Source organism: Agrobacterium sp. 20P9.1.2, assembly GCF_057799395.1.
On the sequence record NZ_JBYOKI010000001.1, the window covers coordinates 1,024,525 to 1,039,426 of the forward strand.

Genomic DNA, 14,902 nt, shown 5'->3' on the forward strand with positions numbered 1-14,902 from the left:
CATGGCGTCAGCCAGCATTCAACCCGTCCATATCGCCCGCCGGGGCTTGATGCTGGTCATTTCTTCGCCATCCGGTGCTGGAAAATCCACCATTGCCCGCAATTTGCTGGAGAAGGACAAGAATATCAGCCTGTCCGTCAGCGTCACGACCCGCGCGCGCCGCCAGAGCGAGATCGACGGCATCCACTACCACTTCATCTCCAAGCGCGATTTCGAGCGTATGCGCGAAGGCGAAGAATTGCTGGAATGGGCCGAGGTCCATGGTAACTACTACGGCACACCCCGCGAACCTGTCGAAAAAGCCATGGCCGAAGGCAAGGACATGCTGTTCGACATCGACTGGCAGGGCGCCGAGCAGCTTCAGGACAAGATGAAGGCGGACGTCGTCTCCATCTTCATCCTGCCGCCAACGATGACAGAGCTGCAATCACGCCTCCACCGCCGCGCTGAAGACACAGAAGAGGTCATCCAGACGCGCCTTGCCAATTCACGCTCGGAAATAGAGCACTGGCGCGACTATGATTACGTCATCCTCAATGACGACCTCCAAGCCGCATTCGAAGCCATCGAAGCCATCGTCAAGGCCGAACGCGTACGCCGCGATCGCCGCCACGGCATGTTCGATTTCGTAAGAAACTTGTTGCAGGAAGAGCCGACGCTTCCGGGGCGCTAATCCCGGAACAGCACCTTGAATTTTTCGCATTGGAGAGGTACGTATATCCAAGATGGATATACGGAGCTGTTCCATGACGACTTCAACGGTTTTCCTCAGCAACAAAAGTCAGGCTGTGCGTCTTCCAAAAGCCGTTGCTTTTCCAGAAGACGTTCATCAGGTGGACATCCTCAAAATAGGTCGCACACGTGTCATCGTTCCTCACGGTCGGCGGTGGGACGACTTGTTTGTGGCCGGACCACGCGTCAGTGAGGATTTTCTGGTAGATCGCGAGCAGCCGGTGGGCGAGGAGCGCGAGTCCTTCTGATGCTCACATATATGCTCGACACCAACATCTGCATCTATGTGATGAAAACCTACCCGCCTGAGCTCCGTGATAAGTTCAACGCGATGGCAGAGCAACTCTGCATATCCAGTATCACGCTCGGAGAACTCCATTACGGTGCTGAGAAATCAGCACGGCGAAATGAAAATCTGCTCGCGATAGAGAACTTCGTCGCAAGGCTCGACGTTCTTCCCTTTGCCGACAAGGCTGCGGCGCATTATGGACAGATCAGGGCCGAGTTAACGCGTGCTGGAACACCTTGCGGTGTGCACGATATGCAAATTGGCGGCCACGCGCGCAGCGAAGGACTTATTGTGGTGACCAACAATATGCGCGAATTCGTCAGGATGCCGGGGCTGCGTGTGGAGAATTGGGTTTAACCACTCAAGTTAAGCCAGCGAGTTCGCCAGACGAACAAACTCTTCCACCGACAAAGTCTCGGCCCGGCGCGTCGGATCGATACCAGCCTTTTCCAAAAGCGCTTCACCACCGATGGATTTCACACTCTGGCGCAGCATCTTACGGCGCTGGCCGAAGGCGGCTTCGGTGACTTTTTCTAGCGTGGCCACATCGCAGGGCAATGGCTTGTCTTTCGGCAGAAGGTGCACGACCGTCGAGGTCACTTTTGGCGGTGGGCTGAAGGCCTGAGGCGGGACGTCGAAAGCCATTTCCGGCACCGTACGCCAGCCTGCCAGTACGCCGAGGCGACCGTAATGATTATCGCCTTCTTCCGCCACGATGCGCTGACCGACTTCCTTCTGGAACATCAGGGTCAGCGACAGCCAGAAGGGCGGCCACTGCTTGGGCAGCAGCCAGTTGACCAGCAATTGCGTTCCGACATTGTAGGGAAGGTTTGCGATAATGCGGACCGGCTCGCCTTGCGGCACCATGGTTTCGAAATCAGTCTTCAGCGCATCGCCTTCGATGACCTCAAGGCGCCCGGGATAGTGAGCAGCGATCTCGGCCAGAGCAGGAAGGCAGCGGCTGTCGCGTTCGACGGCAATGACTTTCTTCGCACCCAGCGAGAGGATGGCGCGTGTGAGGCCGCCGGGACCGGGGCCGACTTCGAACACGGTAACGCCTTCCAGAGGGCCAGCCGTGCGGGCAATCTTCTGCGTTAGGTTTAGGTCGAGCAGGAAGTTCTGGCCGAGCGATTTCTTTGCATCGAGCCCGTGGCGCTGGATGACATCGCGGAGCGGCGGAAGACCATCAATTGCTGCCATTATGACGCTACCTGACGGGCTGCTATATCGGCTGCCATTTTCAGAGCTGCGACGAGGCTCGACTCATTGGCGATGCCCTGACCCGCGATGCCGAATGCTGTACCGTGATCCGGTGAGGTGCGAATAAACGGTAGGCCAAGCGTCACGTTGACGGAATCGTCAAAGCCGAGAGCCTTCGCAGGTATCAGCGCCTGATCATGATACATGCACACGGCCACATCATAGCGCTTGCGTGCGGCATCATGGAACATCGTGTCGGCGGGCAGGGGGCCAAATGCGTCTATGCCGTCCTTGCGAAGCTGGATGGTCGCGGGATGAATGATATCGCGATCCTCGGTGCCGATGGCGCCGTCTTCGCCCGCATGCGGGTTCAAACCCGCAATGGCAAGGCGAGGGGCCTCGATACCGAATTTGTCTTTGAGATCGGCAGCGACGATGCGGCAGGTTTCGATGATGAGCTCTTCTGAAAGCGCGCTGGGAATGTCCTTGACCGGAATATGGATCGTCACGGGCACCACCCGCAGCTTCGGCCCGGCGATCATCATCACTGGCTTGGCTGTCTGGCCTGTCAGCTTGCTGGCAAGGTCCGCCAGAAACTCGGTATGGCCGGGAAAACCGAAGCCAGCCTCGTAGAGGACTGACTTGGCAATGGGATTGGTAACGACGGCTGCCGTTCTTTTTTCAACGGTCAGCGAAACAGCCGTTTCGATAGCCTTGATGGTGGCCAGTGCTGCGCCGACATGCGGTTGTCCGGCCTGTACCTCGAAACCGACAGGAATGGAAAGCATGGGCAGCGCATCCGGGAAAACGGATAGTGCCTGCTCCGGCTCACAGACTTTCACATCGATTGCGATCCCGAGGAGATTGGCGCGGCTTGTAATGACATCCGGGTCTCCGATCAAAATGAAAGGAGGCAGGCCGAGTTCCCGGCGCTTTGCCCAGGCGGTGATTGCGATATCGGGACCGATCCCGGCAGGATCGCCCTGGGTGAGGGCGAGAGGCAGTTGTGGCAGAGTCACGAAATCGGCTTTCACATCAGGTGCTGGTGATCTGGGCTTTCTTCCGCAGCTCTTCCAGGTATTTCTTTTCGTTCGGGTTTTCGCCCTTCTCGGCCTTCGTCAGGTCTTCTGCGCGGAACACGACTTCAGCAGCGTAATCATCTGATACCTGCTGTTTCTTGCAGATGGCAAGGTATTCGACACCCTTCTCCGTCACGCGCGTGCCCGTGGTGCCACCCTCGGAGGTCTTTTCGACAAGCGGCTTCCAATCTGGCGGCAGTTCCGGCTCCAGAATGCGGCCGAGATCCTTGATGGAAACATCGAGCATGGTTGCTGCAAAAGTCTTGGCCTGTTCGCATCCGGGATAGCGCTTGCGCGATGCCTCGGCTTCAGCCTTCCGCTTGCCGGTGATGGCGTTGCGCTTGGCTTCGGGAATGACGAAGATGACCTGTTGCAGGAAATACTCCGTGGTCACCGGCTTTTGTCCGGTCTCTTTGAGACGAGTGACAAAATCCTGCGTAGACATCTTGTTGCGGCCGCCATAGCGCGCATTGACCAGACGTGGCCAGCTCATCTGAACAGCGATGAAGGATTTGAAGTGTTCTGCACCGACGCCAGCCTGCGCCAGAACCTTGGTCAGCTGATCGGTGGACATCTTGTTCGTAGCGGCAAAACGCGCGAATGACGCATCCACATCCGCAGTGCTGACCGACATTTTGACGCGGCCGATTTCCTCCCGCTTCAGCGCTTCATCAATCAGCTGCTCACGCGCCTTGTCGTTGAGGTTGCCGGACTGGCGCTGCAATTTCAAAAAGGCGACGCGCCTTGCAATGTCGTCACTGGTAATCGGCGTCTTGTTGACCACGACCTTGACCGCGTTTGCCGCAAGGGCCTGATGGGCCGGTAGCGCGATGACCATGGGAACTGCGAAAATCGCAAAGGCGAATGCTACACTGCGCAACGCCGTCTTTCCGAAATTCATCCTGTTCTCTCCCTGTCGACAAGTCGTTTGACCAAACAGCCACGACTTTGTTTTTCGAACATCTCACCCTATCGGATGAAGCGGATAATGCCGCTCGTCAACCGATAAAGTTACGTTTTGTTACAGTTTAACCGTGAACGCGCCCGTATATATCATTGGAACAAATAAAACGGCAATCGCTCGTGCGGGCGAACACTGCAGATATGTTGCGGCAAAACGGTGGCGTAGCGCAAACTCTGCCGATCACGTCGGGTAAAATGACAACGGCGGAGTTTTCACCCCGCCGTTACTAAGATTAGAAATTGTTCGGCTTCCAGCCAATTTCCGCATCATCCCAGTCAGTGCCGGCAGAGCCGACGCTAATGTCGCCAAGGGTTCTGAAGGCGAGGCGGGCATTGATCGACCAGTCATTCGCGGATTCGCGCACCGAGTTGATGTTGCCTTCATCCGAATAGCTGACGGTGAAGATCGTGCACTCATCCTGATACAGAATGCCAATGCGGCGTTCGCTGGAGAACTTGTTGTTCAGATCGTAGTTGATTGCACCGAACAGCGACCAGTTGTCATCCAGTCGCAGCTTGCCGGATGTCTGAATGATGTCGCGCTTTCTGTCATAGCCGTAGTCCGGCTGTGCTTCGACCTGCGTATAGCTGACTTTACCGGAAACACGGTTGCCATTGTAAGCGACCGCAGTTTCAGAGCGGTTGACCTCGAAATTATCCTTGTCGAACCGGAAGCTGGACGAAAGCGACAGACCCATCGGTGCATCGATGGCTGCCATCGCAACGTAGTCCGAGCGGTCGGTTTCCAGACCCGAGTCGGCACCGACATTGACCAGATCGTTGGAGGCGAAGGAGTTTTCGCCTGCAAGATGGTAGGACTGACCCGCAACGGCGCGCACGCCATAACCATTATCGAATGTGCCGTTGTAACGCACACCGATATTGGCGCGTGTACCGCCTTCAATGCGGTCGAAGCCAGAGAATTTGTCGCGTTCGAACAGGTTGGTGGCATCAAACACGAAGGCCTGAGCATCTTCGTTGGGAATTTCACCGGCATAAGATTCGTTCGGACGAACGAAAATCTGCGCGATAGGCTCGATCACATGGTTGCTGTGCGGTGCCGTGAACAAGATCGGGTAACGGGCTTCCAGACCAAGCGTCGCCATGCCGCGCATGCTTGCGTCGTCATTGATGGAACTGTTGTAGCCGTAAAGCGACCCGCCTGACGTAAAGCTGTTTGCGGACATGTCCGTCCACAAGGCATCGCCGCGCGCAGCGAGAAGAGGCGTCAGCAGGAGACCGCTGTCAAACGTAAATGTGCGCTTCCATTCCGCTTCTGTGGAAAGGCGCGTATAAGTGCCTTCAAGACCATTGAAGCGAACAGAGTCACCCAGATTGTAGGCGTCCTGAGTGCGGCGCGTAAGGCTGGTGAAGTTTGTCGTCAGCGAGAGTTCACCGCCATAGACGGGATCGGGCAGGAAGTAACGATAATCGACGGCGGGATGAACAATCGCCTGCTTACGCTCTTCGATTTCCGAATCGTCGTTGTCCTGAACGTTGAAGTAATAGGCATTGGCATCGAAGTTGTTACGCTCGCCGAGACCATTCAGATAAAGCTTGTTTGTCTGCACGTCGCTCTTATAGCCCTTGAGGCCGTAAGTGCGTGAGAAGTTGTTATCGGTCTGGACCATGGCATCCCAGCCAAATGTCCAACGCGGATTTATCTTGAACTCAGCCTTGGAGGCGATCATGGCGCGCGTGTCGTTCAGCGCATCGCTGGTGCCCGGGTCGAAGTCCTGGGGGTTCATCTGGTTGATGCCAGCCGCACGCAAAGTATGCGATCCGGATTCGAAACGTTGGCGCAACTCACCCTCGAGCAGAAGGCCCTGCGAGGTGTAGTAGGTTGGTGTGACGGTTACGTCGGACGTGTCCGACAGCACCTGGAAATAGGGAACGCCGATGCCGAAACCGAGATTGTCGGTGATGCTCATCTGCGGAAACAGAAAGCCGGACTTACGCTTGACCGTATTGTCTGGAACCGTGATGAACGGCAGATAGGCGATGGACTTGCCGAAAAGCTCGAAGCGCGCTTTCTCCAGACGCACCGTATGGGTCTTGCCGTCCTGAATGACGCGTTCGGCCTTTACCTGCCACAAAGGCGGCTTGTCCGGGCGCTCCGAGCAGGGAAGACATGCGGTGTAAACGCCGTTGTTCAGAATCATGACATCTTGGGACAGACGTTCGGCGCTTTCGCCCGCAATGCGGGTATTGTCAGTGGTTTCAACGCGCAGCGTGTTGACGAAGCCCTGGCCGAAATCGTTGGTGACATCCATCTCATCTGCATAGATGCGGTTGCCGCCGGGCTCGATCAATTCGATATTGCCGCGCGCAAGCACACGGCCCGTAGACTGATTGTATTCGACGCGCTGGGCCACCATGCGGTAGCCGGAATAGTGCATGCGCACGCCGCCGGTCGCGATAACGCGCTCCGCGTCACGATTATAGGTCAGTTCATTTGCTGTAAGCAGGAGTTTTGATTGGTCTTGTGGGTCGCCCACGATGACACCGTCTTCAGCAAAAACGCTGGAAGCGGTTGCCACATATGCGCACACAGCAGCCCCAGTCAGAAGGGCTGTCGCCAGCCGTCCGATATTCCCGCGGTCAAATACCGCCACTAGCCGTCCTCCTGATGAAGCAGAATGGTTGCACCCAAAGCCAACGCCACGACAACTGGAACCCAGACCGCAACGAAGGGAGGGACAACGCCGCTACTCCCGAATGCCCTTACGAGCACGGTTACTACATAAAGCACGAAGCCGGAAACGATTCCACCCAGAATCACTGAACGAGACTGTGCAAAACGGCTGAACTTTAATGAAACAGTCGCGGCAATCAAGGTCATCGCCACGAGAAGAAAAGGCATGGACAACAGGAAGTGATACTGCGTCTCAAGCGCTTTCGAAGAGATGCCGAAGGACTGCGCGACTTCGATCTTGTGAGAAAGCTCAAAGAAAGCAACGGTTTCCGGCTGTGTTAGGCGCTCCTGAACAAATTCCTGTCTCAGATTGGTACTGATTCGCGCCGTCGCTTCCCGCGTTGGCACATGGCCCGGCGTGATCTCTGCAACGTCGTTAAGAAGCCAGTAACCATCTTCCAACTTAGCCGACTTCGCATCCTGCCGTTTGAGGATATTGCCAGCCTTGTCGAGGTGTATCAGCACCACATCCTTGAGCAGGGTGCCGTTGTCTTCGAAGCTCTTGGCGCCGATGATCGTATCCTGACCACCGCTGCTCTGGCGCAACCATGGCAGAACCTGCTGCTGACGCGATGCACCGCCTTCGTTGCGCCATCCGGCTTCCACGGCAAGCGACTTGCTTTCGCCCCAGGCCGCGATCGGATTGAGGACGGTAATGGAAAGGATGCCGAGCAGAACCGCGCCGCCGATGAAAGGCAGAATGAACTGCCATGCGGAAATGCCCGCAGCGCGCGTGACCACCAGTTCATAACGGCGGTTCAGCGAGATGAGGGTCGTCATGCCAACGAAAAGCGCGATGAAAGGCACCGTCTGCTGAAGGATCAACGGAAGGCGCAGCGCGGTGAGGCCGAGTGCCGCCGGAACGGAATAGCCGGGCAGACCGGACATGCGCCGTGCCGTCTCACTGAAGTCGGCCAGAAAGATGATTGCGGAGACGCCAAGCAGGAACCAGAAAGTCGTCATGGCGTAGCGCTTGAGGAAATAGCGGGCGAGGGTGCCGAACATCATACGCCTTGCCCTCCAGAGCCGGATGCCTTTGGCGGAGAAAGGCGCTTCTGAATATTTTGCAGCATGTTGCCGAAGGCGCGTGGCATGTGCAGCTTCTTGCCCGTGAGCAGCACGAAGCAGGCAATGCCGCCGCTAACGACAGGCACTGCATAAACCAGTGGAATAAAGGCGGCGTTCTGCTTGACCTGATTGGTGAAATAGAAGCCGAGCCAGCGCAGCATGAAGGCCGTGAGCAGAGCGGCGACCATTGGGTGCATGCGTGCTTCACGGTGTGAACGGGCATCCGCCGCCACGACCAGCGAAATCAGCGCAAAAACGAAGGGGAACATCCAGTCCACGAGACGGCGATGCAGTTCCGAACGGAAGCCACCGGGAGATTTTTTGTAGCTATCCACATTTTCATCCGGCGAGAGCAGGAATGCCAGGCTCGCATCACTGGATGAAATAGACGGTTCATTGTCCGACTTTTCCGACATGGTGGACAGGTCGAAGGCATAGGACAGGAACTTAACGACGGAGACCTTGCCATCAGGCGTCTTCTGCTGGACTTCGCCATCGCGCATGGTCAGCGAAGTGCCACCCTCATCGATCATGCCTTCCTTGGCGTAATAGATGAGATCGTAATTCGGGTCGCGCCGGTCTGCCACGAAGAGGCCGCGCAGAATACGGCCCTGACGTTCGCCGATCTGGACATATAGACCATCCTGAATGGTGCGGAAGGTCTTTTCCTCGATGACGGAAGACAGCAGGTCCGCATAGGCCGCAGCAACCATCTGGCGTGCGGCGGTACGGGCAGGCGGTTCGGCAAAATTGGTGATGCCGAAGGAAACGAGGCTCAGCACGGCACCGAGAATGAGAATCGGCTTGAAGATGATCGAGCGCGGTGCGCCCGACGCATCGATGATCGCCAGCTCCGAATCCGTATTCATCGCCGTCAACGTCTGGGTGATGGCAATGACGAGGGCGAAAGGCAGAACGACCGGAATAAGCGTCGGCAACAACATGGTTGCCAGCGTGACGAACGAGCCCATGGACTGGCCGGTATCGGTGACGAGATTGATTCGCTGAAGAACCTGAATCGTCCAGATAATGGCCAGAACGGGCAGCAGCGCGACCAGAAACATCTGCGTCGTGCGTCGCAATATGTATCGTTCAAGAAGCGTCATTCAGTCCCTGATACGGTATTTTCGTGCCTGTTCCCCCCGCGGGAACTGCACCTATCTAGCTGCAACAATCGATGATGGCGACTCCGCAGCGCACACAAATCTGTTTTCTGCGGCAATTTTTCTGATGCCTGTGTCTTTTTGTTAAAGCGGATTTTTCTCACCCCCGCATAAGTGATTCACAAAATTGACACGCCGGGATTGGATTGCAGGGTTGCGCTGGGGCCGGAAAAAGCCATGATCCGGCGCATCCTGAATTAGATTGATGAGCGAGAACATGTCCGCCAAATTCGATATATCCTTTGCCAATTCCGCTTCCCTTGAAAACGCCAGCGCTGTTCTGCTGCAGGTATCAGGCGAAAATGCGCCCGCCGGTCAGGCGCAGGTCGATCCCGCCGGTGTGCTGACCAAGGCGGCCAAGGTCGCAGGCTTTGCCGCCAAGTCCATGAGCGTGCTGGATGTGCTGGCGCCGCAGGGTTCCGATGCTGACAGAATCGTCGTCATCGGTCTGGGAAAACCATCCAAGCTGACGGCGCATGACTGGCTGCGTGCCGGTGGAACGGCTGCTGCGCAGTTCAAGAAGGCTGAAAAGGTTGTCGTCTATCTGGATGCACTTGGCATCGAAGTGGATGCAAAATCCGCAGCGGATTTCGCCCTCGGCCTGCTGCTGCGCGCCTACAGCTTCGATACCTACAAGACGAAGAAGAAGTCCGACGAAGACAAGACACCAAAGAGCGTCGATGTCATCATCGTGACGGCGGTTCATGACGAGGCGAAAAAGGCATTCGAAACAGCCGAAGCCGAAGCGCAGGGCGTGATTCTCGCACGCGATCTGGTCAACCTGCCGCCGAATGTTCTGGGCCCTGTCGAATTCGCCGAAAAGGCAGAGGAGCTGAAAAAGCTCGGCGTCGAGGTGGAAATTCTTGGCGAAAAGGAAATGAAGAAGCTTGGCATGGGCGCGCTTCTGGGCGTGGCTCAGGGCTCCGTTCGCCCGCCGCGCCTGGCCATCATGCAGTGGAAGGGCGGCTCCAAGAAAGATGAGCCGATCGCCTTCGTGGGCAAGGGCGTGGTCTTCGATACCGGCGGTATTTCGCTTAAACCCGGCGCTGGCATGGAAGACATGAAGGGCGATATGGGCGGCGCTGCAGCCGTGACCGGCCTCATGCACACGCTGGCGGCGCGCAAGGCAAAAGCAAACGTCATCGGTGTCATCGGCCTTGTGGAAAACATGCCTGATGGCAATGCGCAACGCCCGGGCGACATCGTTACCTCCATGTCCGGCCAGACCATCGAAATCATCAATACGGATGCCGAAGGCCGCCTCGTGCTGGCGGATGCGCTATGGTACACCAATGATCGCTTCAAGCCAAAGTTCATGATCAATCTGGCGACGCTGACCGGTGCGATCACCGTGGCACTCGGCAATCTTCAGGCGGGCCTGTTCTGCAACAATGACGAACTGGCCGAACGCTTGACGAGCGCGGGCGACACGACACAGGAAAGACTGTGGCGCATGCCGCTCGGCAAGGATTACGACAAGATCATCGATTCCAAATTTGCCGATATGAAGAACAGCGCAGGCCGCCTGGCCGGTTCCGTCACCGCCGCGCAGTTCCTCAAGCGCTTCGTGGGCGAAACACCTTGGGCGCATCTGGATATTGCCGGAACGGCCATGGGTTCACCGTTGACGGAAATCAACCAGTCCTGGGGCTCCGGTTACGGCGTGCGTCTGCTCAACGAACTCGTTCGCGCGCATTATGAGGATTGAAGAGTGACGCAGAAGCCGGTACGGGCGTTTCGATGACAGAGATACTGTTTTACCATTTGACGGAATCGAAACTGGAAGACGCCCTGCCGCCGCTTTTGGAGAAATCTCTGGAGCGCGGCTGGAAGGTCGCGGTCCAGACCACAGCTGAAGAGCGCCGCGATGCGCTCGACGTTCACCTGTGGACTTTCCGCGATGACAGCTTCATGCCCCACGGCACGGATGCGTCCGAAAACGCTGCCCAGCAACCAGTCCTGCTGACGGCCAGCGGCGAAAACGCCAACGCCGCCAACGTCCGCTTCATCGTTGACGGCGCCACGCCGCCGACGATCGACACCTACGAGCGCATCGTCTTTATGTTCGACGGCTACGATGCCGAGCAGCTTGAAGCCGCGCGTGCGCAGTGGAAAAAGCTGAAGGGCGAGGGGCATACGCTGACCTATTGGCAGCAATCGCCGGAGGGGCGCTGGCAGAAGAAGGCTTGAGCCTCTTCGGACTCCAGCGCTGTTTTCAGTCAAAGCCCATCTGGAACTGTGGAGCGATTGGGTGCGTTTTCTCCGAGGTAGGAGGAAAACGAAATGCAAACTGAAACGCATGTTCCAGCTTCCCAGCTCGCCGCCAAAGCCCAAAATCCTTTTCCAGGCGAGTCGGAAGACTATCGCAAGGCAAGACAGGCCTTGCTAGCAGAAGAGATCGAGTTTCGCCGTCACATGACGAGACTTGTCGAGCAGCGGCGCGCTTTGCCGGACGGCCCGGTCATCACCAAAAATTATCGATTCATGGATGACGTTGGTAACGACCTCGGCCTTGCCGACTTGTTTGGCGATAAATCGACGCTGGTCACCTATTTCTGGATGTTCGGCCCACAGCGGGAGCGACCCTGTCCCATGTGTACGAATTGGCTGGGTTCGGTGAACGGCAATGCTGACGATATCAAACAGCGTGTCGCCCTCAAGATTCTCGGCAGAAGCCCGGTTGAACGACAGGCCGCATTCGCATCCGAGAGAGGATGGCGTGACCTCGATTTCGTTCAGACCGTCGGCGATGATTATGCAAAGGACCTCGGCCTGATCAACGAGGACGGAAGCGAAAATCCGGCCCTTGCTGTGTTCAAGCGCGATGGGGAGAAGGTACGTCTGTTCTGGTCCAGCGAGATGCGCAGCGAAATGGCCGATCCGGCGCAGGATCCGCGTGATGCACCCGATATCGCGTCCCTGTGGTCAATTCTCGATCTCACACCCGATGGACGCGGGACAGACTGGTATCCAAAGCTGAGTTACTGAGCAGCGCTGAAACCTTCATACGAAAATGGCCGGGTCACCCCGGCCATTTCCATTTCTAAATTTCGCTAAGCCTTACTTCTGGCCCGGCAACGCATAGGCAATCACATAATCGCCGCGGTCCGGAGACTGGCGGGCGCCGCCTGCGGAGATGACGACATATTGTTTGCCGGTTTTGGGTGATTTGTAGCTCATCGGGCCGCCCTGGCTGCCGACTGGCAGGCGGGCTTTCCAGGCTTCCTTGCCGGTGGCCGTGTCAAAGGCGCGCAGGTAATAGTCCTGTGTGCCGGCGATGAAGACGAGGCCGCCCTGGGTGGTCATGGTGCCGCCCAGTGTCGGCATGCCGATGGGGATCGGGAGGCCCATCTTGATGCCCAGCGGGCCGGTGTCTTCAACCGTGCCGACAGGAACCTGCCAGTTGATCTTCTGTGTCTTCATGTTGATGGCGGTCAATGTTCCGAACGGAGGCTTCTGGCAGGGAATGCCAAGCGCCGAAAGGAAACGGTTCTTGTTGACCGCATAGGGCGTGCCCTTCATTGGCACGACACCCATCACCGTGTTGGTGGCTTCCGAACCGCTGTTGACGGCCGTTGTCGGTGCCGCCTCCTGCATCTGGATCCACAAGCCAAGGCGCATGTCGTTGACGAAGATCGTGTCGCTGTTGGGGTCGATGGAGATACCACCCCAGTTCATGCCACCCAGCGAGCCGGGGAAGTTGAGCGCCAGATCGGTGCCGGGAACGGTGTAGACACCGTCATAACGCATGCCCTTGAAGGCCACGCGGCACAGAAGCTGGTCGAACGGTGTTGCGCCCCACATGTCGCTTTCTGTCAGCGTCTGCGCGCCGATCTGCGGCATGCCGACAGAGAGGGGCTGTGTCGGTGCGTAGTTTTCGTTCGGGATGTTGCCCGGCTTGACGGGAACGTCCTTCACTTCCGTCAAAGGCTTGCCCGTTGCGCGATCAAGCACATAGAGCTGGCCAGCCTTGGTGCCGAACACCAGTGCCGGAACGGTGGAGCCGTCTGCCTTGGGGAAATCGATGAAGCTTGGCTGCATCGGTACGTCGAAGTCCCAGAGGTCGTTGTGAACCGTCTGGTAGACCCATTTTTCGCGGCCCGTGGTGGCGTCAAGCGCCAGCATGGATGCGCCGTATTTGTGGTCGAGTGCGGTGCGGGTTGCGCCGTAAAGATCGACCGATGGGCTGCCGACCGGCATGAACACGGTGTTGGACGCCGCGTCATAGGACATGGAGGCCCAGACGTTTGGTGTCGAGCGTGTATAGGTCTGGCCCGGGGGCGGCAGCAGGGTGATATCAGGATTGCCTGGATCGAACGCCCAGCGCAGCTGGCCAGTGATGACGTCGAAGCCGCGCATGACGCCGCCTGGCATATCCACCTGCACGTTGTCGGCAATACGTCCGCCGATGACGATGGTGGTGCCAGCGAGCGTCGGTGCGGATGTCAGCACGTAGCTTGGGTCGGGCGCGTTGCCGAGACCTTCCTTGAGGTTGACGCGGCCATTGGTGCCGAAATCAGGGCAGAATGCGCCGGTGTCGGCATCAAGAGCGATGAGTTCCGCCGTGATGGTGTTCATCAGAATGCGGCGCTGGCACAGCGCGCCTTCGGCAACGGTAGCAGCGGTGACCGGTGTGGAGCCGGGAATGCTTGGCTGATCAACCGGACGTGTGGCATCGAAATAAGCAAGGCCACGGCAACGCATCCAGACGGATGACTTGGCGTTGATCTCGTTCTTCCAGATTTCCTTGCCGGTATCAGCATCCAGCGCGATGACATTGTTATGCGGTGTGCACAGGAAAACGCGGTCGCCGACCTGCAAGGGTGTCTGCTGGTCTTCGGCACCGCCGCCGCCGGGGCTCATGGGCGTATCGCCGGTGTGGTAGGTCCAGGCAACCTCGAGGTTCTTGATGTTGTCGCGGTTGATCTGGTCCAGCGCCACGAAACGGCTGCCGCCGGGCGTATTGCCGTAATGTTCCCAGTTCTTTTGTTCCGTCTCAGCCGTGACCGGTGTCAGGGCAGGGGCGTCACCGCTTGCCGTAACCGTTGGGTGCGGCACGAACATGCCAGCCATGCCGGCAGCCGATGCGGCACCCAGAATGAGCGCCAGAATGAACGAGCCAGCATAGGCTGGTGCCTTTCCGGCAGCGCGACGCAGCAGGGGAAGGGAAAGGGCAACGACTGTCGCGCCGACCGTCAACGCCAACAGGCGGGAGATCAGTGGCCAGTAATCAAGACCGACTTCCCACAGCGACCAGGCCAGCGTGCCGATGAAGACGAGGCCGAAAAGCGTGGCCCCGAGCGGCTTGCGCAAAGCAATGAGCAGACCGCCGAGGATAAGGGCGATACCGGAGATGATGAAATAGAGGCTGCCGCCGAGCATGGCGAGCTTGCCTCCGAAATAAGCGAAAAATAGACCCGCAGCGACCAGGACGAGGCCCAGAAATGCGAGCCATATCTTGGAAAGTGCAGATAGGGGTTTGGGTTGGTAAACCATCAAGATTTCCTGACTGTTTTAAGTTTGGCAGCCAGACAGAACGCCATCGCGCTCTAAGCGAGCAGAAGGCATTCCGTGCTGACAGATGACGCAGGACCTTGAGCCGCCGAGAGGCTGCTGTGACAGGAAATGGGCCAGGCTTATAAGCATGCTGTCCATGATAACTTTCCGCAAAGGGATATACCGGCGGGCCCGGCAAGCTTTTTATGGCTGGCCT

General features: G+C 57.6%; 13 protein-coding genes. 6 read left to right on the forward strand and 7 right to left on the reverse strand.

All coding sequences use genetic code 11. The features are described 5' to 3' along the window. Position 1: 1 nt before the first annotated feature. The 3 genes from gmk to vapC all read left to right on the forward strand — a co-directional run bounded on the left by gmk (position 2) and on the right by vapC (position 1,378). Positions 2–673, forward strand: coding sequence for a guanylate kinase (gmk, locus tag AC27VJ_RS05070; protein WP_488683046.1), 672 nt, complete (start codon positions 2–4; stop codon positions 671–673). Between the two features lie 73 nt (positions 674–746). After that, positions 747–980, forward strand: a complete 234-nt coding sequence (vapB, locus tag AC27VJ_RS05075; protein WP_488683047.1) for a type II toxin-antitoxin system VapB family antitoxin — start codon at positions 747–749, stop codon at positions 978–980. Next, positions 980–1,378: a type II toxin-antitoxin system tRNA(fMet)-specific endonuclease VapC gene (gene vapC, locus AC27VJ_RS05080; RefSeq protein WP_113086865.1), complete on the forward strand. Its 399-nt coding sequence runs from the start codon at positions 980–982 to the stop codon at positions 1,376–1,378. Before vapB ends, vapC begins: the two co-directional genes overlap by 1 nt. Positions 1,379–1,387: 9 nt before the next feature. Here vapC and rsmA read toward each other — a convergent pair whose 3' ends face one another. From rsmA to lptF, 6 genes are all read right to left on the reverse strand, one after another. Beyond that, the gene (gene rsmA, locus AC27VJ_RS05085; RefSeq protein WP_488683048.1) at positions 1,388–2,221 is read right to left on the reverse strand and encodes a 16S rRNA (adenine(1518)-N(6)/adenine(1519)-N(6))-dimethyltransferase RsmA; all 834 of its coding nucleotides are present in this window, start codon (positions 2,219–2,221) and stop codon (positions 1,388–1,390) included. Beyond that, entirely contained in the window at positions 2,221–3,240 is a 1,020-nt protein-coding gene (pdxA, locus tag AC27VJ_RS05090) for a 4-hydroxythreonine-4-phosphate dehydrogenase PdxA (protein WP_488683049.1), read from the reverse strand. Before pdxA ends, rsmA begins: the two co-directional genes overlap by 1 nt. A 16-nt stretch (positions 3,241–3,256) precedes the next feature. Then, positions 3,257–4,201 carry a SurA N-terminal domain-containing protein gene (locus AC27VJ_RS05095; protein ID WP_488683050.1) on the reverse strand — a complete coding sequence of 315 codons (945 nt, stop codon included), beginning with the start codon at positions 4,199–4,201 and terminating at the stop codon, positions 3,257–3,259. A gap of 295 nt (positions 4,202–4,496) precedes the next feature. Next, positions 4,497–6,878 (reverse strand): LPS-assembly protein LptD, encoded by a 2,382-nt coding sequence (locus tag AC27VJ_RS05100; RefSeq protein WP_488683051.1) that lies wholly within the window; start codon positions 6,876–6,878, stop codon positions 4,497–4,499. Continuing rightward, positions 6,878–7,966, reverse strand: a complete 1,089-nt coding sequence (lptG, locus tag AC27VJ_RS05105) for an LPS export ABC transporter permease LptG (RefSeq protein WP_488683052.1) — start codon at positions 7,964–7,966, stop codon at positions 6,878–6,880. Before lptG ends, AC27VJ_RS05100 begins: the two co-directional genes overlap by 1 nt. After that, positions 7,963–9,132, reverse strand: a complete 1,170-nt coding sequence (gene lptF, locus AC27VJ_RS05110; protein ID WP_488683053.1) for an LPS export ABC transporter permease LptF — start codon at positions 9,130–9,132, stop codon at positions 7,963–7,965. The genes lptG and lptF overlap by 4 nt, the downstream gene beginning before the upstream one ends. A gap of 274 nt (positions 9,133–9,406) precedes the next feature. On the opposite strand from lptF, the gene AC27VJ_RS05115 reads away from it, so the two are divergent. From AC27VJ_RS05115 to AC27VJ_RS05125, 3 genes are all read left to right on the forward strand, one after another. Then, positions 9,407–10,897 (forward strand): leucyl aminopeptidase, encoded by a 1,491-nt coding sequence (locus AC27VJ_RS05115; protein ID WP_488683194.1) that lies wholly within the window; start codon positions 9,407–9,409, stop codon positions 10,895–10,897. Between the two features lie 32 nt (positions 10,898–10,929). After that, entirely contained in the window at positions 10,930–11,379 is a 450-nt protein-coding gene (locus AC27VJ_RS05120; protein ID WP_488683054.1) for a DNA polymerase III subunit chi, read from the forward strand. Positions 11,380–11,472: 93 nt separating this feature from the next. Beyond that, positions 11,473–12,177, forward strand: a complete 705-nt coding sequence (locus tag AC27VJ_RS05125) for a DUF899 family protein (protein ID WP_488683055.1) — start codon at positions 11,473–11,475, stop codon at positions 12,175–12,177. 72 nt (positions 12,178–12,249) lie between these two features. On the opposite strand, the gene AC27VJ_RS05130 is transcribed toward AC27VJ_RS05125, so the two are convergent. Further along, the gene (locus AC27VJ_RS05130; protein ID WP_488683056.1) at positions 12,250–14,685 is read right to left on the reverse strand and encodes a glucose/quinate/shikimate family membrane-bound PQQ-dependent dehydrogenase; all 2,436 of its coding nucleotides are present in this window, start codon (positions 14,683–14,685) and stop codon (positions 12,250–12,252) included. Positions 14,686–14,902: the final 217 nt, after the last annotated feature.

Coding starts and splice junctions, on each gene's coding strand:
- AC27VJ_RS05130 (WP_488683056.1), bottom strand. CDS start 14,685: ATGGTTTACCAACCCAAACCCCTATCTGCACTTTCCAAGATATGGCTC.
- lptG (WP_488683052.1), bottom strand. CDS start 7,966: ATGATGTTCGGCACCCTCGCCCGCTATTTCCTCAAGCGCTACGCCATG.
- lptF (WP_488683053.1), bottom strand. CDS start 9,132: ATGACGCTTCTTGAACGATACATATTGCGACGCACGACGCAGATGTTT.
- vapC (WP_113086865.1), top strand. CDS start 980: ATGCTCACATATATGCTCGACACCAACATCTGCATCTATGTGATGAAA.
- AC27VJ_RS05120 (WP_488683054.1), top strand. CDS start 10,930: ATGACAGAGATACTGTTTTACCATTTGACGGAATCGAAACTGGAAGAC.
- vapB (WP_488683047.1), top strand. CDS start 747: ATGACGACTTCAACGGTTTTCCTCAGCAACAAAAGTCAGGCTGTGCGT.
- rsmA (WP_488683048.1), bottom strand. CDS start 2,221: ATGGCAGCAATTGATGGTCTTCCGCCGCTCCGCGATGTCATCCAGCGC.
- gmk (WP_488683046.1), top strand. CDS start 2: ATGGCGTCAGCCAGCATTCAACCCGTCCATATCGCCCGCCGGGGCTTG.
- AC27VJ_RS05115 (WP_488683194.1), top strand. CDS start 9,407: ATGTCCGCCAAATTCGATATATCCTTTGCCAATTCCGCTTCCCTTGAA.
- AC27VJ_RS05095 (WP_488683050.1), bottom strand. CDS start 4,201: ATGAATTTCGGAAAGACGGCGTTGCGCAGTGTAGCATTCGCCTTTGCG.
- AC27VJ_RS05125 (WP_488683055.1), top strand. CDS start 11,473: ATGCAAACTGAAACGCATGTTCCAGCTTCCCAGCTCGCCGCCAAAGCC.